Origin of the sequence: Hasllibacter sp. MH4015, from assembly GCF_020177575.1 — a bacterium.
In the GTDB taxonomy this organism is placed as follows: domain Bacteria; phylum Pseudomonadota; class Alphaproteobacteria; order Rhodobacterales; family Rhodobacteraceae; genus Gymnodinialimonas.
Genome location: NZ_JAHTBK010000001.1, coordinates 3373873 through 3393905 on the forward strand (window position 1 = coordinate 3373873; position 20033 = coordinate 3393905).

The 20033-nt window shown below is 64.5% G+C and carries 12 protein-coding genes; 5 read left to right on the top strand and 7 right to left on the bottom strand.

Annotation, left to right across the window (positions count from 1 at the left end; all coding sequences use genetic code 11):
* Nucleotides 1-53: 53 nt before the first annotated feature.
* Nucleotides 54-929 (bottom strand): phosphoserine phosphatase SerB, encoded by an 876-nt coding sequence (gene serB / locus KUW62_RS17230; RefSeq protein ID WP_224816692.1) that lies wholly within the window; start codon nucleotides 927-929, stop codon nucleotides 54-56.
* 96 nt (nucleotides 930-1025) lie between these two features.
* On the opposite strand from serB, the gene KUW62_RS17235 reads away from it, so the two are divergent.
* Nucleotides 1026-2510 carry an alpha/beta fold hydrolase gene (locus KUW62_RS17235; RefSeq protein ID WP_224816693.1) on the top strand — a complete coding sequence of 495 codons (1485 nt, stop codon included), beginning with the start codon at nucleotides 1026-1028 and terminating at the stop codon, nucleotides 2508-2510.
* A gap of 26 nt (nucleotides 2511-2536) precedes the next feature.
* Here the strand turns inward: KUW62_RS17235 and KUW62_RS17240 are convergent, their stop codons facing one another.
* The 3 genes from KUW62_RS17240 to KUW62_RS17250 are packed head-to-tail and all read right to left on the bottom strand — an operon-like array spanning nucleotide 2537 to nucleotide 6654.
* Nucleotides 2537-3589: a lipocalin-like domain-containing protein gene (locus tag KUW62_RS17240; RefSeq protein ID WP_224816694.1), complete on the bottom strand. Its 1053-nt coding sequence runs from the start codon at nucleotides 3587-3589 to the stop codon at nucleotides 2537-2539.
* The gene (locus KUW62_RS17245) at nucleotides 3589-5979 is read right to left on the bottom strand and encodes an FtsX-like permease family protein (RefSeq protein WP_224816695.1); all 2391 of its coding nucleotides are present in this window, start codon (nucleotides 5977-5979) and stop codon (nucleotides 3589-3591) included. The genes KUW62_RS17240 and KUW62_RS17245 overlap by 1 nt, the downstream gene beginning before the upstream one ends.
* 3 nt (nucleotides 5980-5982) lie before the next feature.
* Nucleotides 5983-6654: an ABC transporter ATP-binding protein gene (locus KUW62_RS17250; RefSeq protein WP_224816696.1), complete on the bottom strand. Its 672-nt coding sequence runs from the start codon at nucleotides 6652-6654 to the stop codon at nucleotides 5983-5985.
* A 105-nt stretch (nucleotides 6655-6759) separates the two neighbouring features.
* On the opposite strand from KUW62_RS17250, the gene KUW62_RS17255 reads away from it, so the two are divergent.
* Nucleotides 6760-7557: an alpha/beta hydrolase gene (locus KUW62_RS17255; RefSeq protein WP_224816697.1), complete on the top strand. Its 798-nt coding sequence runs from the start codon at nucleotides 6760-6762 to the stop codon at nucleotides 7555-7557.
* A 3-nt stretch (nucleotides 7558-7560) separates the two neighbouring features.
* On the opposite strand, the gene KUW62_RS17260 is transcribed toward KUW62_RS17255, so the two are convergent.
* Complete coding sequence (locus KUW62_RS17260) at nucleotides 7561-7995, bottom strand: MarR family transcriptional regulator (RefSeq protein ID WP_224816698.1); 435 nt, start codon at nucleotides 7993-7995, stop codon at nucleotides 7561-7563.
* Between the two features lie 308 nt (nucleotides 7996-8303).
* Between KUW62_RS17260 and KUW62_RS17265 the strand changes: the two genes are divergently transcribed.
* The 3 genes from KUW62_RS17265 (at nucleotide 8304) to KUW62_RS17275 (ending at nucleotide 12368) form a co-directional block, all read left to right on the top strand.
* Nucleotides 8304-9470 carry a phosphoserine transaminase gene (locus tag KUW62_RS17265; RefSeq protein WP_224816699.1) on the top strand — a complete coding sequence of 389 codons (1167 nt, stop codon included), beginning with the start codon at nucleotides 8304-8306 and terminating at the stop codon, nucleotides 9468-9470.
* 41 nt (nucleotides 9471-9511) lie between these two features.
* On the top strand, nucleotides 9512-11107 hold the full coding sequence (gene serA, locus KUW62_RS17270; RefSeq protein ID WP_224816700.1) for a phosphoglycerate dehydrogenase: 1596 nt from the start codon (nucleotides 9512-9514) through the stop codon (nucleotides 11105-11107).
* A gap of 82 nt (nucleotides 11108-11189) precedes the next feature.
* Complete coding sequence (locus KUW62_RS17275) at nucleotides 11190-12368, top strand: acetyl-CoA C-acyltransferase family protein (protein WP_224816701.1); 1179 nt, start codon at nucleotides 11190-11192, stop codon at nucleotides 12366-12368.
* A 36-nt stretch (nucleotides 12369-12404) separates the two neighbouring features.
* Here the strand turns inward: KUW62_RS17275 and pbpC are convergent, their stop codons facing one another.
* On the bottom strand, nucleotides 12405-14450 hold the full coding sequence (pbpC, locus tag KUW62_RS17280; protein WP_224816702.1) for a penicillin-binding protein 1C: 2046 nt from the start codon (nucleotides 14448-14450) through the stop codon (nucleotides 12405-12407).
* Nucleotides 14447-19885 carry an alpha-2-macroglobulin family protein gene (locus KUW62_RS17285; protein WP_224816703.1) on the bottom strand — a complete coding sequence of 1813 codons (5439 nt, stop codon included), beginning with the start codon at nucleotides 19883-19885 and terminating at the stop codon, nucleotides 14447-14449. The genes pbpC and KUW62_RS17285 overlap by 4 nt, the downstream gene beginning before the upstream one ends.
* Nucleotides 19886-20033 lie beyond the last annotated feature (148 nt).

The following is a 20033-nucleotide window of genomic DNA, read 5'->3' on the forward strand; positions in this document are numbered from 1 at the left end:
ACGCCTTTGGCGCCGCGCGAGCGCGGTCTGTGATCCTTGACCCGCCCGCCGACTCACGGGGTGACGAACTCCGATTTTGCGTAGCCCTGTATGAATAGGAGTGCTGTCAGGTCGCCGTGATTTATCCGGATCTTCGCCTGCTCCTGCACCGATGGCTTGGCGTGGAGCGCCACGCCGGTGCCGGCCTTGTCCAACATGCCGAGATCGTTGGCCCCGTCGCCGACTGCAAGCACATCTGCCGGCGTCAGGCCGCGCGCGGACGTGATGTCTTCCAGCGCCTCCACCTTTGCGGCGCGGCCCAGGATCGGGCGAGCCACGTCGCCTGTCAGCTCTCCGTTTTCGGACAAGAGCGTGTTGGCGCGATGCTCGTCAAAGCCAAGCCTAGCGGCGATGGCAGAGGTGAAAGCCGTGAACCCGCCGGAAACCAGAGCGCAATAAGCACCGTTAGCCTTCATCGTCGCCACCAGAGTTGCGCCGCCAGGCATGAGGGTGATCCGCGTTTCCAGCACCCGCGCGATGGTCTGTTCCGGCAGACCCTTCAGAAGTCCGACCCGTTCCAGGAGCGCGGCCTCGAAATCCAGCTCTCCATTCATCGCGCGGGCGGTGATGTCGGACACCCGTTCGCCCATTCCGGCCTCCGCGGCCAGTTCATCAATACATTCCTGCCGGATCATGGTGCTGTCCATATCGGCCAAGAGCATCCTCTTTTTCCGGTTGCCCGCCCGCTGTACGACGAGGTCCACACCTTCCGCGCTCAGACTCTCCCACACGGTGCCGATATTCTTGGGGATCTTCGGCGCCTCAAATTCGGCGGCGTGGTTCGGGTCAAGCCAGATCGCATCGCCACCCCCCATTGCATTGCGCAGGTTCGTGACCAGCCCCGGATCAAGATACATGGCCGAGTTGGTCATCAGGGTAACAACGTGCATCTGGGTCGTGCCTTTGGTTTTTTGGGCACTCTAGGCGCGACGATCGCGCGGGGCCAGAGGATTGGCGGGATCGGCCGGGCGCGCTAGGTGCGGGGAATGATGGGACGCGGATGGAACTGGGCCTTCGGGGCCGTGGCGATCGTGGCGCTGGTGCTGGGTATCGTGCTGTTGGAGCGTGGCCGGGCGGGGCTGGAGATCCGCCACGATGCGGTGGGCCGGACGCCCGTGACCGTGACCCAACTGCCGGATGCCGAGGGTCCGGTGGTCGTCATCGTGCACGGATTTGCCGGGTCAAGGCAGATGATGTCGGCGTGGAGCGAGAGTTTCGCGCGCGCCGGGTACATCGCCGTCGCACTCGACCTTGAAGGCCACGGCCGCAATCCGGTGCCGATGTCGGGCGATGTGACGGTGATCGAGGGGACCACGCGGCTTTTGCTGGAAGAGATCACCCGCGTCACGGATTGGGCAATGGCGCTGCCCGGTGCCGACGGACGTGTCGCTCTGGTGGGGCATTCGATGTCTTCGGACCTCGTCGTGCGACAGGGGATCGCCGATCAGCGGGTCGAGGCCGTGGTCGCCCTTTCGATGTTCTCGGGCGCGGTCACGGCGCAAGAGCCGTACAATCTCCTGATCCTCAACGGCGCGTGGGAGCGCGCGCTGCGGGAGGAGGCGCGCCGCGTAATGGCGGAGCTTGGCGCGGGGGAGGGGGATACCGTCGGCGAACCCGGTGGCAGCTTCGCGCGCCGCGCCGTGGCCGTGCCGTTTGCGGAGCACGTGGGCATCCTGTTCGCGACCACCGGTTTGCGGGAAGCGGTCGGCTGGCTCGACGCCAGCTTTGGGCGCGAGAACGATGTGGTTGTGCCGGTTCTCGGTTGGGGGATCATCCTGATGCTGAGTGGCGCGGTGATGCTGGCCCGGCCCCTCGCGCAACTGTTGCCGGAGGGACCGGTGCCGGAGCCCCTTCCAAGGCGCGTCTTCTGGAGCCTCGCGCTGCTGCCCGCCCTGTTGGTTCCACCCGTTGCGGTGAGTATCGAGGTGGGCCTTCTCCCGGTCCTCGTGGCGGATTACCTGGCGATCCATCTGGGTCTCTACGGCGTGGCGATCCTTGGCGGCGCGGCCATTGCCGGATGGCGACCGGCGATGCGGGGATGGTTCTGGGGCCTGACCCTCGCTGTCTTCGGGATCAGCGTGTTCGGCCTCTTGATGGACCGGTATGTCGCATCCTTCGTGCCGCATCCGGGGCGGTTGCCGATCATCGCGGCCATCGCGCCGGGCGCGATCCTCGCGCTCTGGGCGGATGCAGTTCTGACCCGAGCGACCATGGCTCCGCTGTGGCAACGGATCGTGGTGCGGGGCGCATTCCTCGGGTCGCTGGGCATCGCGGTGGCGCTGGATTTCGAGCGGTTGTTCTTCCTCGTCCTGATTTTTCCGGTGATCCTCCTCTTCTATGGCACGTTCGGGATGATGGGGCGCTGGGTCGGGCGACAGACAGGCTCGACCCTCGCGGTGGGGATCGGCCTCGGGCTGTTGCTTGGGTGGGCGCTGGGCGTGAGCTTCCCGATGTACGTGGCGGGCCGCTAGACCGACCCAAACCTGCGGGATCGGGACTATTCATAGCCCGTCATCTCAAGATATCCGCGCCCGGTATGGGAGCCTGTAAACGTGATCGGGCCTTCCCAGTACGGGAAACTGGTGTTCATCCAAGATTGCGGGTTGATCGGCCGTGTTGTGATGTCGAGCTCGCGTTCCGGGAATTCAACTCGCCACTCGGTCGGCACGTCACGTCCCGCGACCGATGTCGTGCCGAGCGGCGTCAAGATCACCGCAGTGTCGCCGTAGCTTTGGGTCGTTCCGTCACTCTCGATCCACGTGGCGGATGTGAACGTCGTGCCATCGGTGGCGCGCAGGCCAAACGCCATCATTCGCGCACCATCGGAGAATTGGAGGGAGAACCAATCCCACCCGGCCTGATCCTCCGACAACGGTTGGGAAGACCACTCGCGGTCCAACCACGCGGTTCCCGTCACCTCCACCGGACCCTCGGGAAGCTCCAGCGTGCCGGTCACGGCATAGAACGGCTGCGAATAGTAATAGCTCGCCTGCCCCTCGGCGCTTTTCACGGAATACCCGCCATCCCCGTGGAAGATCAGCGGGCCATTTGCGGTCAACGCCAGGTCATAGGCGAAATCCATGCCGCGGGCCGACAGGGCAAGGGCGTCCAGCGCATCGCCCTCCGTCACGGTGGATCGCATCCGCCAATCGTCGATGTGGGCGACGAAAGGTACGGCAGTGACACCGGCCTGCCCGATGCCGCCACGTGCCAGTCTTTCCGCGCTGAAATGTGCGTCTTCCGTCGTCAGGCCCGCATGTCCCATGAACAGCTGCGGCGCGCCCCACCCCTCCGCCGTGACCGGGGCAAGCGCGCTGCGGAACAACGTCCATTGCACGCCGTAATCCCGCCCGTCCGCACCTTCCAGCGTCGCGGTCAGATACCACCATTCGATGCGGTACTCCGGGTGTGGCCCGTGATCGTCGGGGAAGGAGAACTCAGGATCGGGCGCGGGAATCGCAAACCCCGGCGCGTCTGTGCCAAGGCCGGCAAATCCCTGGCCGTACAGCGGCGCGGCAAGGGCAATCAGGGCAATGAAAGTTCGAAGCATCAGCGTTCCTGTGCGAAAATCTGTGTCAAACGGGCGGGCGGAATGCGGGCAAGGCGAAGCGTCGGGCCAAGTGCGGCCAACCCCGCCGCAAGAAGCGCCAAAAGAAACAGGCGCAGCCATTCGCCGGGGAACACTTGCATCGGCAGGCGCCATCCGAATGCCTCCACGTTCACCAGTGCCAGCAGCACCCAAGCCAGCGCAAGCCCGACGGGCAAGGCGAACAGGAACGTCACGCAAGCAAGGGCCAAACTTCGCGCCATTTCCACGCGGGCCAGCGTGGCGCGCGACGTCCCGATGGCCCAGATCGGGGCCAGTTGCGGAAGGCGAAGGTTGGCCAGTGTCAGAAAACTTGTCAGAAGCGCGATCCCCGCAACGCCAAGGGTCAGAACGTTCAGCGCCCCGGTCACGCGGAACGTCTGATCGAACACGTCGATGGAGAAGGCCTTGACCTGCGCCTGATTCGTGACCGCGTCCGTCGGCAAACCGAAGTCGGTGCGCAATCGCGTGGCCAGGGCCGGTGCGTCTCCCGGCGCGATACGAATGGCGAAGCGGAAGGGGCGGATATCAGGATAAGTCTCCGCCAAGCGCGTTAAGGACACAATCGCCTGTCCGTTTGGATTGCCGTAATCGGAGTAAATCCCGACAAGCGGAAGACCACCTGCGATGGGAATGATGTCCCCAAGGGCAAGCCCCTCCCGCCGCGCGGTTTGCTCGTTCACAAGGATCCCGGTCCCTGCGGCGACCTCTGCCCACGCGGTCGGCCTGGCGCTGAGGAACGGCCAGGCGTCGCGATAGGTGGCGTGGTCGACGACTCCGAAAACATCCGCGGGCCGCCCATACAGACGCACGGGCGCGGACACGATAGGCAGGATCGCGTCAACTTCGGGTCCCAGGGCCTCCATCAGGATCGCGGCTTCGTCGGCACTGGGCGCGGTCACGTAAAGCTCGGAGGCAAGTCGCTGATCGAGCCAGCCCAGGAACGTCGCGCGGAACGATCCGACCATCGTGGATACCCCGATATTTGCCGACAGTGCCAAGAGCAGGGCCATGAGGGCCAATGACAAGCCCGGTATCTGCTGGCGCGTATCGGCCACGACCCACTCCGCGAAGGGTGATTTGGGTCGGATTAAGCGCAAGAGCCCGGTCATTAAAGACGGAAGCGCGAGGGCAGCCCCAATCAACAGCGCAGCGAGACAGGCGAAGGCGGCGTAAAGGCCCGTGCCGAAGGCAGCGAGGCAGAAAGCCGCCGCGAACAGGCCAAGGGCGGAGAGGCCCTGAAATCGCAACGTCCGCCCCGAGGCCTGCGCCCAGGCCCGTGGCATGGCTGGTGCAAGCAATGGCATACGCGCGGTCCTTGCCATTGCCTGCGCCGCCGCAACGGCCGCGCCGAGAAGTGTGATCACAAGTGCGGCGATGGCCCAAACCGGATCAAAGCGGAGGATCCCCTCAATCTCTGCGCCGTAGAGACCCCGCAAGGTCCCCGCGACGCCGGGCATCAGGCTGGCGGCGATCAGATAGCCAAGAATTGTGCCTATCGCGCCGGACAGGGCCGCAATCAAAGCAAGTTCCAAACCCAACGCGGCCAGTACGGTCCTCAGCGGCACGCCCAGCGCGCGCAGGGTGCGGACCGCCGCGCGTCGCTGCTCGAATGCAAGGCCGATGGCTGCATGAACGATGAAAAGGCCGACCCCGAACGATAGAAGCCCAAAAGCGGTGAGGTTCAGGTGAAAGCTGTCGGTCAGCCGCGCGATGTCGCTGCCTGTCTCGGGCGGGCGAAGCACCAGGTCGGTTGCATCGACCAGCGCGGGCAGCCCGAACGGTTGCTCAGGCGCGACCAGCAGGTAGGAGGGATCGGATTGCCCAAGCAGGCGCGCGGCGGTGGAAATGTCCGTGATCGCGGCGGCGGGGGGAATATCCTCCCCCACGCTCAACGGCGGAAGCCCTTCGGGTAAGGGGCCGGAAAGCGTTTCTTCCGACACGAACAAGAAACCAGGCGCGGTGAAAAAGGCGGCGAGGTCAAGCGATTCATCCAGCGCGGGCGTTTGAGCCGATGGCGGCGCCGTCAGCGGGTCGATACCGAGGATACGCAATTGCCCATTCCCGTCCCGTACTTCGCCGGAAATCACGGGTGAAACGAGATAGCCTTGGCCGCGCAGGGACAGGTACTCGGCTACCGGGATCGGTGTTCCGTCGTTCCGCTCCAACCGCGCCAGTTGATCCTGCCCCAGGACCGCCGCCGCGCGGTCATAGGCGGCGCGCGCCTCGGCATTGATGGCCTGCACCCCGGACCAAAGCGCCGTGGCGAGCGCCAGCCCAAGCGCCAGCATCAGAAGCTGGCCGGGATGGCGGCGCCAATGGGATGACAGGGTCTGAAGTGCGGTATAAAGCATCAATCAGGCCACGCTCAACGCGCCGAGGGTCAGGTGCATCCGCCGAGACAGGCGATTGGCCAGACGCGGCGAATGGGTCACCATCAGAAGGCCGGCGTCAGTTTCCCGAACCAGATCGAGCAGCAAGGTGAGCACGCTGTCGCCCGTCGCTTCATCCAGATTACCGGTCGGCTCATCGGCCAGAATGAGGGCCGGGCGCGGGGCGAGGGCGCGGGCGATGGCCACGCGCTGCTGTTGCCCACCGGACAATTGCTCCGGATAGCGGTGCAGCAAATCGGACAAGCCAAGCCGCCCGGAAAGCGCATCGCAGAACGCCGGATCATGGCGATCTGCAAGCCGCGCCTGAAGCGCGATGTTGGCCCCGACTGTAAGCGACGGGACAAGATTGAACTGTTGGAATACCAATCCGACGGAGTGCCGCCGAACCGCCGCGCGCGCGGCGTCATCCATATCGCTGATGTCGCGACCGCCCAGCAGGATTTCCCCGCTGTCGGGCTGATCCAATCCGCCGGCCAGGTGCAGGAGCGTCGACTTGCCCGACCCACTCTCCCCGGTAAGGGCCAGGGTCTCACCTGCGTCTAGGTGGAGAGAGACGCCGTTCAGTACGTGCTGCGGTCCGTCATCGGATGGGTAGGATTTGCGGATGTCACGCATATCAAGAAGTGTATTGGCCATGGCTGGGATGTAGCAGGCGAACGCGGTCAAGAAACCCCTCACCCAAGACCGATTGCGGGGAAGGACGGAATTGCCGCAGATTGCGCAGATGAGGAGGCGAAAGACGTGATCACGGATTGGGACGATGCCTATGCCAATGGCGCGCATATCGACGGGGCCGATGACATCGTCGCCGATTGGTCCCGGCGCGCGAGTGCCTTTCGTTCCGCGACGGAGAGTGAGCAGATCTGCGGCGACGCGAACACCCGCCCCTTCGTTGACCTCTATCGGCCCAAATCGCCAACGCAGGGTCTGACGATTATCGTTCACGGTGGATATTGGATGGCGTTTTCCGGTCGGGATTTCGCCCACTTGGCCCGTGGCGCCTTCACACGGAAGCAGGCCGTGGCAATGGTGACCTACCGGCTGGCACCCGAGGTGTCCGTGCCCGCCATCACGCAGGACGTCGCGCGGATGGTTTGCGAAGCGGCGAAGCGCGTCAATGGGCCGATCCGGTTGGTCGGCCATTCCGCCGGCGGGCATCTGGTTACCCGGATGCTGTGCGCGGGCGTCCTGCCGAACGACATATATGCGCGCATCGCCCACGTGACCTCCATCTCTGGCCTCCACGACCTACGGCCATTGATGCGCACCGCGATGCGCGACACCTTGCACCTGACCGGCGACATCGCCTGCACCGAAAGCCCTGCGCTGCTGTGCCCCGTCCAAGGCGCGCGCGTCACCTGCGTTGTGGGCGAGAGGGAACGTCCGGAATTCATCCGGCAGACGGCGTTGCTGGCGAATATCTGGCATGGATTGGGTGCGAGGATGCGAGACGTTCGCATCGACAACGCGCATCATTTCAACGTTATCGACGGGCTGGAACAACCCGATAGCGCTCTGATGGACCTGGTCTTGAGCTGAGTGTCAGAGGCGCTCGTAAAGGCCGCTTACCGCGGTCTTGAGTTGCGCCCGATCCTCGGGGCCCAGCGCGTCCAGCATCTTGCTTTCGGCGGCGTGGGCCGCTGACCGCAGGCGCGTGACCTCCACCATGCCCTTTTCGGATAGGCGCACGACAAGCCGACGGCGATCCGATTTGTCCCGGATGACCGAAATCATGTCCAGATCCTCAAGCCGGCGCTGGGCGCGGCTGACCCGGGCGGCATCCATGGCGGTCAGGATGCACAAGTCGTGAGAGGAACAGGGCTGATGCGTCGGAAGGGTCATCATGATGCGCCATTCCGGCACCTGAAACCCGGCGTCTTCCATCACTTGCCCGAACAGGTTCGAGGCGATGACGGACATCTGGAAAGGCAGAAATTCCGTCAGATCGAAGGTCAGGGATTGGGATTGGTCTTTCACGGCCGGGACCTCATGATCGTGCGCCCGAGGGCCAATACAACTTTAACGATAGCGGATATCGGCCATACGGCGCAAGAAAAATGTAAACCTGGCTAGACAGATCGGCGGATCTGCGACCTTCGCCGCGCGCTTGCTCCTTTCGGCCCGTGAATTCGGGTGTTTCCGATCGGGAACACGGATCTGCGGTTTTTGGCCGAAACCGACGCTTTGGACGCGCATTCCGTCTTGCGAGCCGGGGTCCACGCCCCTATCCCGATCCGTGGGACACCCCTCCCCAACGAGGGGCGCATATCTGTGAGGATACCAGTATGACTACCACCAACCCGGCCACGCGGCCGGATCGCAAGCCTGCGAATCCACGTTTTTCGTCGGGCCCTTGCACCAAACCCCCCACCTGGACACCGGACGCCCTCCGCCAAGCCCCCGTTGGACGCTCGCACCGCGCCGCCGTCGGGAAAGGGTTGCTGAAATCCGTGATCGACACGACCGGCCAAATGCTTGGTGTGCCGGAAGGCTACAAGGTTGGCATCGTTCCGGCGTCCGATACGGGTGCGATGGAGATGGCGATGTGGTCGCTGCTGGGCGCGCGACCTTGCACGATGCTCGCCTGGGAAAGCTTTGGCGCGGGCTGGGTCACGGATGTGGTCAAGCAGCTGAAGTTGGACGCGACGGTGACCACTGCCGATTACGGCGAATTGCCTGATCTGGCCGCCGTGGATTGGGACACGGATGTCGTCTTCACCTGGAACGGCACAACCTCGGGCGTGCGGGTGCCGAATGGCGACGTGATCCCGGCGGACCGGGAAGGCCTGACGATTTGCGATGCAACGAGTGCCGCCTTCGCGCAGGACCTGCCGTGGGGCAAACTCGATGTCACCACGTTCAGCTGGCAGAAGGTGATGGGGGGCGAAGGTGCCCACGGGATGATTATCCTAAGCCCGCGCGCGGTTGAGCGGTTGGAAAGCTGCGCGCCTGCCTGGCCGCTGCCAAAGATCTTTCGCCTAACGAAGGGCGGTAAGCTGATTGATGGGATCTTCGAAGGCGCAACCATCAACACGCCGTCCATGCTGTGCGTTGAGGATTACCACTTCGCGCTGGAATGGGCCGAAAGCCTTGGTGGCTTGCCGGCGTTGCACGCGCGAGCGGATGCGAATGCAAAAGCTGTCTGGGATTTTTGCGAGGCGCGGGACTGGATCGAGAACCTAGCTGTCGATCCGGCGACGCGGTCGAATACATCCGTTTGTCTGAAATTCACCGATCCCCGAATCCAGGACGGCGCGGCCTTCGCCAAGGGCGTTGCGAAACGGATGATGGAGGAACATGCGGCCTTTGATGTTGGGGCGTATCGAGATGCCCCTCCGGGTCTGCGCATCTGGTGTGGTGCGACGGTCGAGCTCTCGGACATCGAAGCGATGCTGCCGTGGCTCGACTGGGCGTTTCACGTCGAAATCGACGCGCAAGCCGCCGCTGCCTGAACTCAAATAACCCAGATCCAATCTTTGAAGGAGTGCCTGACATGGCCCCCAAAGTCCTCGTCTCAGACAAGCTGAGCGAAACCGCCGTCCAGATTTTCCGCGACCGCGGCATCGACGTCACGTTCGACCCCACCATCGGCAAGGATAAGGACAAGCTTCTGTCCGTGATCGACCAATACGACGGCCTCGCCATCCGCTCCGCCACCAAGGTGACGGAAAAGATTATCGCCGCCGCGACCAACCTCAAGGTCGTGGGCCGGGCAGGCATCGGGGTCGATAACGTCGACATCCCCGCCGCATCGAAAAAGGGTATCATCGTGATGAACACGCCCTTCGGAAACTCCATCACCACCGCCGAACATGCCATCGCGATGATGTTCGCCGTCGCCCGCCAAATCCCGGCAGCCAGCGTCTCCACCCATGACGGTAAGTGGGAGAAGTCGAAATTCATGGGGGTGGAATTGACCGGGAAGACCCTTGGCGTGATCGGCGCCGGCAATATCGGCTCAATCGTCATCGCGCGTGCCTTGGGTCTAAAGATGAAGGTGCTCGCCTACGACCCGTTCCTGGGAGAGGAACGCGCGACGGAGATCGGCGTGACAAAAGTGGAGTTGGAAGAGCTTTTGAAGCGCGCCGACTTCATCACGTTGCATGTGCCGTTCACCGAGAAGACGGCAAACATCCTGTCCGCCGAGAATCTCGCCAAGACCAAGAAAGGCGTGCGCATCGTGAACTGCGCGCGCGGAGGCTTGGTGGACGAGGCAGCCTTGGCCGACCTGCTGAAATCCGGCCATGTGGCGGGGGCCGCATTCGACGTGTTTGCGCAGGAACCGGCCACCGAGAACCCGTTGTTTCACTTGCCCAATGTCGTCGTCACGCCCCATCTGGGCGCGGCCACGACCGAGGCACAGGAAAACGTGGCCCTGCAAGTGGCCGAGCAAATGTCGGACTATTTGCTGACGGGGGCGGTTTCCAACGCGTTGAACATGCCGAGTGTCACCGCCGAGGAAGCCGCGATCATGGGGCCTTGGGTGAAACTGGCTGAGCATCTGGGGGCTTTCGTGGGTCAGTTGACCGATGAGCCGATCCAGAGCATCGAGGTGGTGTATAACGGCGTCGTCACGGGCATGAACCTCAAGGCGCTCGATTGTGCCGCGATTGCCGGTGTGATGAAGGCGACGAACCCCGACGTGAACATGGTATCCGCGCCCGTTATCGCCAAGGAGCGGGGGATCGACCTGTCGCAGACGACACAGGACAAAACCGGCGTGTTCGACGGCTATATCCGGCTTGTGGTGAAGACCGACAAGCGGGAACGGTCGATCGCCGGGACGGTGTTTTCCGACGGCAAACCGCGCTTCATCCAGATCAAGGGCATCAATATCGACGCGGAGATCGGGTCCCACATGCTCTACACAACGAACGAGGATGTCCCCGGCATCATCGGCGCGCTTGGGCAAACGATGGGCCAGAACGGCGTGAACATTGCTAACTTCACCCTGGGCCGCTCCGCCCGGGATGGGGAGGCGATTGCGCTTCTTTACCTGGATGAACAGCCACCGGCGAAAGCATTGGAGGACCTGATGGCGACGGGCCTGTTCCAGCAGGTGAAACCCTTGCAATTCGACGCTGCCTGACACGCGGGACGTCACGTCCTATTGGCGTGGCCCCCGATTCTGCGCTCTAACCCTCCGCAACAGACACGCGGAGGGTTTTTTCATGGACGATATTGTCATTCTGTCGGGCGCACGCACGGCCATCGGCACATTCGGCGGGTCGCTGGCCAATACGCCGCCCATCGAATTGGGGAGCATTGCAGCGAAGGCCGCGCTGGACCGCGCCGGGGTGGACGGGGGCCAGATCGGCCATGTGGTCTTCGGCCATGTCATCAACACGGAACCACGCGACATGTACCTGAGCCGCGTGGCCGCGATGCAGGCGGGCGTGCCCGACACGGTGCCAGCGATGAACGTGAACCGCCTTTGCGGGTCCGGCGCGCAGGCGATTGTCTCTGTCATCCAGTCGCTGGCGTTGGGCGATGCGGAGTTCGGGCTGGCGGGCGGGGCCGAAAGCATGAGCCGGTCGCCTTACGTGATCCCGCAGGCGCGGTTCGGCCAGAAGATGGGGGATGTGAAGACACTCGACATGATGCTGGGCGCGCTGAACTGTCCGTTCGGGACCGGGCATATGGGTGTCACGGCGGAGAATGTCGCGGATGAGCATAATGTGACGCAGGAGCAGATGGATGCCTTCGCCATGGCATCGCAGGAGCGCGCGGCCAAGGCAATTGATGAGGGCCGCTTCGCTGATCAGATCGTACCGGTGGAGGTTCGCGTGAAGCGGGACATGGTGCCGTTCGAAGTGGACGAGCATCCCAAGGGGACGTCGCTGGAGGCTTTGGCCGGTTTGCGCGCGGTGTTCCAGAAGGACGGGCGCGTTACGGCGGGGAATGCCAGCGGTATCAATGATGGTGCCGCGGCCTTGGTCCTCGCCCGCGCGGAGGCCGCGGAGAATGCGGGCCTCAAACCCAGGGCACGGGTGCTCGGCTACGCCCATGCCGGTGTACGGCCTGAGGTGATGGGCATTGGTCCGGTTCCCGCTGTAGAAAATCTACTGTCGAAGACGGGGCTTTCGGTAAGTGATTTTGATGTGATCGAATCGAACGAAGCCTTCGCGGCGCAGGCGATCGCGGTGAATAAGGGCCTTGGCCTCGACCCGGATAAGGTGAACCCAAATGGCGGGGCGATTGCCTTGGGTCATCCGGTCGGCGCGACGGGGGCGATCATCACGGTGAAGGCGCTCTACGAATTGGAGCGGATTGGAGGCTCCAAGGCACTAATCACGATGTGCATCGGCGGCGGTCAGGGCATTGCACTGGCCATTGAGCGGATCGAATAAGGCGGAGGCCGGAGAACCGGCGGGGCCGGTCACGCCTTAGGGTGCGATTTCCACCGCGCGACGCTGTGCGAGACCATCGGCGTCGATCACTGTCAGCTCTCCGAAGCCGAGGCCAATATCGTCCAACGGAACCTCCCGATCGTGCCAGCCCACCGCAAGCGGCGCACCGTTCCAGAGCCATGTGAAGGGCGGCGTGCCATCGGCCACCCGTGCGATGATCGGCAGACCGGGTTGCCACGCCAACACCGCGCCCTCGGGCGGGAAGCTGATTTCCGGCCCGCCGGTATCGGCAAGGTCCGCGGCCGGATCAAACCGGCGCAATGTTATCGGCAGTTGGGCATTCGAAAGGGTGAGCGCGCCGGGTGGCGGCGCAGGGCGTGGGACCAGTTGGTCACCGATCCGGCTAAATGCCTCGAACAGGAGGGGTGCCGACAGGTCAGACCCGAAGGCCCCCGGCACGGAGGCGCCATCCGCCCGTCCCATCCAGATGCCGATGACATAGCGCCCGTCAAACCCGAACGCCCAGGCGTCGCGGTGCCCATAACTTGTCCCGGTCTTGAAGCTGAGCCCCACGCGCGGCGCGTTGGGTGGTGGGATCACATCGGCCAGCACATCGCCCAGATACCACGCCGCCGTCTCTGACAAGATGCGCTGACCGGCTTCCGGAGCCTCCCCCGTGCGCCAATGGTAGGGTGCCGCAACGCCACCCCGCGCAATCCCGGCGTAGAGGCGCATCACATCTTCCATCCGGGTGCCGATGCCCCCAAGGGCGATGGCGAGGCCGGGTTCTTCGCCCACGGGCAGATCGAATTGCATGTCCGCGCGCCCCATGGCGGCAAGCATCTGGTGCGGTCCGATTTCCGAAAGCAGCGTCACGGCGGGGATGTTGAGGGACAATTGCAACGCCTCGGATGCCGTGACCTCTCCCCGGAACAGCTGATCGAAGTTTTCCGGCGCATATCCCGCGATGGAGATCGGGCGATCCTCCACCAGAGTCTCGGGATGCAAAAGCCCCGCATCGAAGGCGAGACCGTAGATCAGGGGTTTCAAAGCCGATCCGGGGGAACGGACGGCCTGCGTCATGTCCACGAAGCCCTCGCGCCCCCGGTCGGTGTAGTCAGGCGACCCGACGGAGGCCAGGAGCGCGCCCGTCTCATGGTCCATCACCATGATCGCGGCGGACATCTGTAGGCCAAGATCGGCGATGGCACCCGCGGCAAGGCGTTCCATCTGCGCTTGAAGGTCGGCGTCGAGCGTCAGGTGGTGGGTGCCGCGGGTGGGCCGTTCCGTGATGGCGCGGTCGGCCAAATGGGCGGCCAATGCGGGAAAGGCGCGCCGCTCTGTCGGGATCGGTTCCGCCCGCGCCCAGGCGATCTCCGTCTCCGTCAGATTGGTGTAGCGGACCGCCCGGCTGAGAACCCGGTTGCGGGCAATTTCGGCGGCTTCGGGGAAGCGGTCGGGGCGGCGAGAGGACGGGGCCTGCGGCAAGGCCACAAGCAGGGCGGATTGTGCGGCGGTCAGGCGGTGCGGTTCCGTCCCGAACCAAGTGAGCGTAGCGGCGCGCACACCTTCGATGTTGCCGCCATAGGGCGCGAGGTGAAGGTAGAGCGTCAGGATCTCTTCCTTGGTCAAGTGCCGTTCTAGCGCTAGGGCAAGGCGGATCTGGCGCAGCTTTCCACCCCACGCTCCGGTGCCCGAATCTTCCAGCAACCGTGCGACCTGCATCGTCAGGGTCGATCCGCCCGATACGACGCGGCCATGGGCGACCCGCTGCCACGCGGCGCGGGCGAAGGCACGGATATCGACGCCCGGATGGGACCAGAACCGGCGATCTTCAAACGCGACCAGCATGTCGATGAAACCGGGGTCGACGGCATCGTAGCTGACCGGCAGACGCCAACGCCCGTTTTCGACCGTGTAGGCGCGAAGAAGATCACCATCGCGGTCCAGAACCTCCACCCCCGTCTCCAGCGTCAGCGGCGGAAGCTCCGTCCGGTCGATCCACTCGTCCACCCAAAGTGCCGCGCCCACGCAAAACGTGACGAGCAGAAGGGTAAGAATGGCCGCGATGCGTCGGGTCATTCGCGGATTTCTACGGTGCCGGATGCGGTTTGGGCGCGGAAGGTGGGGCGATACATATCCTCCACCGACGCGGCGGGGTGGTGGAAGTCCCCGGGCGTGACGGCCCGCACGATATAGGCAAGCCGGGCCAGGCTGGCACCGCCCCGCATGTTGATGGCCGACAGGAAGCGTTCGGCCCGAAATTCCGACATTTGCGGCGTGACCGGGAAATCGACGCCCTGCAGGGCCGCCACATCGCCCGATTGCAGCAGGTTCGGATTGTCGATCTCGAATCCCGCGGGCAGCGGATCGTTGACCATCAAGCGCCCGTCCGGCGCGCCGGTGCGGCGAATTTCCAGCACGACGACGAGGCGGGTTCCCTGGATAACCTCGGTAGGATCGACCGGATCGCCCTCCAGCGTGTAGTAGATCCGGCGGATCTGGTAGCCGTTGCCGAATGCCTCCGTCGCGCCGTCGGGGCGGCCAAAGCGCGTGAGCGTCACGACCTCATTCCGGTCGCCGGTGTTTCGCAGGATGCGGGGCTGCGTGATCGGCCCCTCCATCACTTCGATGAAGGGGCCGGTGAACGGCTCCCCATCGAAGGTGAGCGCAACGGCCGCCGGATTGTCGATCAATGCATGGGCGGCAAGGAGCGCCCAGACCGCCTCCTGGGTAGATGCATCCTCGGCGGCCGGCACGATATCGATGGCGTTGGCGTGTACGTTGATCGTGTCGGACCCGGCAGCGGCGGCAAGGGCCACCAGGCCCGCCGCGTCACGCCTGCGGCTGCCATAATCGGCGCGCCAGCGCGGCGTATCTTCGCCAAGGCCGGGCAGCGACAGGCGGCTGAACCCGGCCAGGAACATCGCGTCGGCACGCGGCTGGTCGCCGTACATCGCAAGTGCCGCGCCCAATTGTCCAAGGGCCAGCGGAGTAGCGAAATAGGTGGCCTTCACATCGGCGTAATAGCGCAGATCACCCATGCTGGCCTGCCCTTCGCGGGCCAGAACCATGAGCGCATAGGCAAGCCCTTCGCCGCCATCCTCGAAATCGGGATGGGAGGCAACGGCGTTGGCCAGGTTATCCAGCGCGCTCTGGAAAGGGATCGCGGGGACGTCATGCCCTTCCGCGCGCGCCCGAGAGAGGAAATCGGTCACATAGGCATCCAGCCAAAGATCGCCGGAGGAGGCGCGCCACAGGCCGAAGCTGCCATTGGCCGATTGGTTGGTCAGGATCGAAGCGATGGAGTCGGCGATGCGCGTATTCAGATCGTCCGATGTCCCAAGCTCCAGCACTTCAGCCACGGAGGACAGGTAGAGAAGCGGCAAAGCGCGGCTCGTGATCTGTTCTGTGCAGCCATACGGATAGCGATCGAGCGTTTGCAAAAGCCCCGGCACATCGTAGCGCGCCAGTGGCCCGGCAGACAGGATCGCGCGGACGCTTTCGGGGTGGAAGCCCGTCAACATGGCGTTGTCCATGGTGAAGCTTTGCCCGGGCTCCAAGGTCGGGCGCGTGGTTTCCGCGACCAGCGGATCATTCGCTTGAACCGGCAGCGTCACCACGCGAGTCAATTCGGTTCCATCGGGCATGGCGAGGCTGAACGCGGCCCTGAGCGTCCCGGTGCGGTCCGGCGCGGTCAGGAAGGGCAGATTCAGGCGAACCGTTTCCCCCTCCGCCAGGGTCACGCTCTCGGGCAGCTCACCCCATTGGTCGATCATCGCGGAACTGCTGACGCTCAACGGGAAGGTGCCGGTGGGGCCCTCGCTATGGGTCAGCTCCAGCAAGATCCGCGCCTGATCGCCGGGGGCGAGAAAGCGAGGCGCGGATGCGGTGATGACGATCGGGTCGCGGACGATCACGTCAGCCTCCGCCTGCCCGACCCCGGTCGCGGACCACGCCACGGCCATCAGCCGCACTGTGCCGTTAAAGGCCGGAATGTCGAAGGAGGTGCGCGCAAAGCCGTCTTCGCCGACGGTCAGCGGGCCGGAGAACAGCGCCACAAGCTCCTCCGTCGGGGGATTGGCATTGGCGCGCAAACCGGCGGCGGCGTCGCCACCTTGGCGAATGCGCCCTTCTGCCCCGTCACGGCTGTCGATCAGGCGACCGTAGATATCGCGGAACGCGACCCCGAGACGACGCTGGCCGAAATAGTAGTCTTGCGGATCGGGGGACGCGAAGGACGTGAGGTTGAGAATACCCAGATCGACGGCTGAGATCGTTGCGTGAACGACCTCCCCCGGCAAAGCGCCATCGACGCGAAGGGCGACGTCGACAGGACCATCCGGTCGCGCAACCTCCGGCGCCTGCAGCGTGACGGAAAGGGCGCGATCGCCCGGATCGACATCGGCATGGACAAGGCCGAGGGCGCGGGCCGGGACCGGGCCGGACACACTCTCCAACGGGCGGATCAGGCTTGCCGTGACGTAAGCCCCGGCCCCCCATTCCTCCGTCACGGGGAGGGAGATTTCCACGGGATCATCGCCAAGTTCCACCAATTCCATGTCGATCAACCGGTTGGAGACGACCTGGACGAGGGCTAGGCCGCCCTGGCGCGGCACGATACGGAGCGTCGCGGTGTCACCCGGTGCATACATTTCTGAGTCGAGTGACACGTCAAGGACATCGGGCGTGTCCGTTCCATCGTCGGCGCCGTAATACCCGGCGCGGAACCCGGCGGAGCTGATGGTGAAGCCGCCCTCGGCGCTTTCGATCCGCAATTCGTAGCTGCCCCAATCAACGGGCAGGCTCAGCCGCTGTGCCACGTTCGACAGGGTCATTTCCCCTTCGGCGAGCCGTTCACGGGTCGTCACCGGATCCCAGGACCAATTGCCGCCCTGGCGATACCATTGGTAGCGCCGTTCGACCCGGTTGAAGGTCCAGCGCACCGGCAGCGCATCGGAGCCGGTGGCGATCAGGTCAAACGCCGCGTCGGACGCTTCCGGCAGAACGCCATCGAACAGGGGCCGGATGCCGATCATCGGCGCGGACGGCAGGACCGTAACGGTCTCCGCCCGTTCAACCGGGCGGCCGGAGCCCTCGGCAATCTGCGCGGTCACGGTCATCTGCGCGGGCTGCGGGGGGCCTTCGAGCACTGGGAATTCCAGAATTGCCGCCGCGCGACCCTCGCTGTCGGTGGTAATGGCGGGAAAGCTGCTGAACGCGGCCTCGGGCGTTGCGTCATGGCGTCCGAAGACATAGCCGGGAAAGTCGGGAAGCGACCGTGACGGACGCAGGGCCATCCGACCGGTGATCGACAGGTCGGACGCCGGTGCGCCGAACAGGTAGCGCGCGTGGAAATCCGTGATCGGGCTGGCGCCTTCCGCAAATGTATCCGACGGCAGGTCGATCACCAGGTCGAGCCGTTCAGGCAGAAAATCCTCCACCAGAAGCCGACTCTGGGCCAAAGGTGCGGCGTTCGGATCGGCATGGATCGCCAAGCGCCATGTGCCGCGCGGGACGTCCTGTCCTAGCTCTAGCGAGAGGACGTATCCGCCCGCCCCGACATCGCTCAGCACCTGCCTTGTATATTCGACCCCGTCGGCGCGGGTGAGGATCGCGGTCAGCGGAAGGTCTGCGATGGCAAGCGCGCCGGGATCGCGGGCAAGGGCGGTGACGTGGATCGTCTCACCCACGCGATAAGCGCCGCGATCGGTGGTCAGGAACACGTCGATCGGCCCTGCCGGTTCGCGCCCCTCGACACCCCGGTCGGAAAGATCGAACTCCGCCCCGCGCAGCGACAGGAACGCCAGATCATCCGACCCGTGGCGCAGCGTCAGAAGCGCTGGCGCTGCGCCATCCGAGCCTGCGGACAGACCGGCGGGGAAATGCACGTAGCCGTCCTCATCGGTCTCCAACGTCTCCAGCACGCGGTTCGATTCTGAGATCAGGTCGACCCGAACGCCCGCATAGGCACTGGTATCGGCTAGCGACCGGACGAGAACATGAACACCGTCAGATCCGCTCATGGCGGTAACGCCAAGATCGCTGACAAGAAACCATTGGGTGGCCCCGTCGTCACTGTTGCCTGCGCCACCCACACGAGCCTCTAGCGCATAGAGGCCCGGCGCGCGCCCCTCCAGCACTTCACCGATGGGAAGGCGCGTGGTGACGCCCCGGTTCTGCTCCATGGCGATGTCGGCTTCACCGGTCCAGACGGCTTCCCCGACCTCTTCGGCGAAGCGGTCCACCTGCCATTCGGCAAGCGGCCGCCCGAAATACTGTTCCTGCAAGGTGCGCAGAATGTTGCGGTCAGAGACGTGGAACAGGCGCAGGTCCACAACGTCCGTGTTCACACCCACCAGCGGGATCGTTCCGCCGGCGCTGGCCGGCAGGATATAGGCGCGCCCGGCAAAGCGGACCGAAGGCGCGCGGTCGCGTACATATTGGCGCAGGGGCGTGGCTGCATGGAGGACCTCGCCCGAGGCTGCGGGCAGGCCGGCCCGAAGGGTGAACTCATACCGCTCCCCGTGGCGGATGCCAGACAGGCAAAGCTGCCGACCTTCGACTTCCACCGCGACGCCGGGGATCGTGGATTGCACGAAATCGCCGTAGATCACGCCGCCCGCGGCCAGAGGTTCGGAGAAGATGGCGCAGATCCGGGGGAAATCCGCCTCCACGTCGACGCGGGTATCGGTCACGCGAAACCCGTAAAGGCCGAGGACCCGGTCTAGTGCAGAAGCGCGCGCGCCGCTCGGAGCATTGGCGATGGCAAGACGAAGTACCGGGATCGTGTCTTCGCCCCGTCCCCGCCGTTCCAGCGCGGTGGCCAGCACATCGAGCGCGCGGGCGAGTTCCTCCCCGGCATCTGCCCGCAGGGCGGCGTTCGTGGCGGCTTGTAGGGCCCGTATCTCGAATTGCCGACGCTCGGACGAATTCTCACCGTCGAGCGCGAGCAGATAATCTGCGTAGGTCGTCCAATCCCCGGCCAGATCGCCCCGCGTCACGGCAGCCCCCATCATCCGCATTGCGCCAAGGGGGTTGTCGTTGTCTGCCGCGCGTTCCGCGGAGATACGCCACTCTTCCGCGCTGAAACGGCCCGCGTAGTGGGTCAGGCCAAGGGTCAGGGCCTGATCGTAGGCCGCGGAGATGTCGCTGGCGCTCAGCACGTCAAGCTCCGCGCGGCGATCTTCTGCACGGGCAAGGGCGCTGGCGTCGGTGGCTTGCAAGATGCCCGACAAGGCACCGTCGTAGCTTTCGCCGTCGCCCGCAGCGGTTTTCGGGAAACAGGTGCCGTTGCGGGTGTTGAAGGTGAAAGCGTTGCATTGCGGATCGGCGCGGCAGGTCGCTTCGCAATCGGGAAGCGTCGTGTCGAAGATGGGGCGCAGGTCATTCCCCGGCAGGTCAGTGTCACGGATTATGGAGGTGTAACGCTCCGGCAGGATGTCCTGTGCCAGGGCGGGGCCGGCAGGTAGCGAAAGCAGTCCAAGTCCAATGACCAGCGCAAGCAACCGTTGCATGAAAGCTCCCCAAAAAAAGACTTCGATCAAATGTCGCACAAGGGTGGCACGGGGGGCGGATCACTGTCCACGATTCCCGCTGTCAAGGTAGGGGTTAACGCAATATTCAGCGCGGTCGCCGACAAGTTGGAGAGAGTTTTGGAATCCC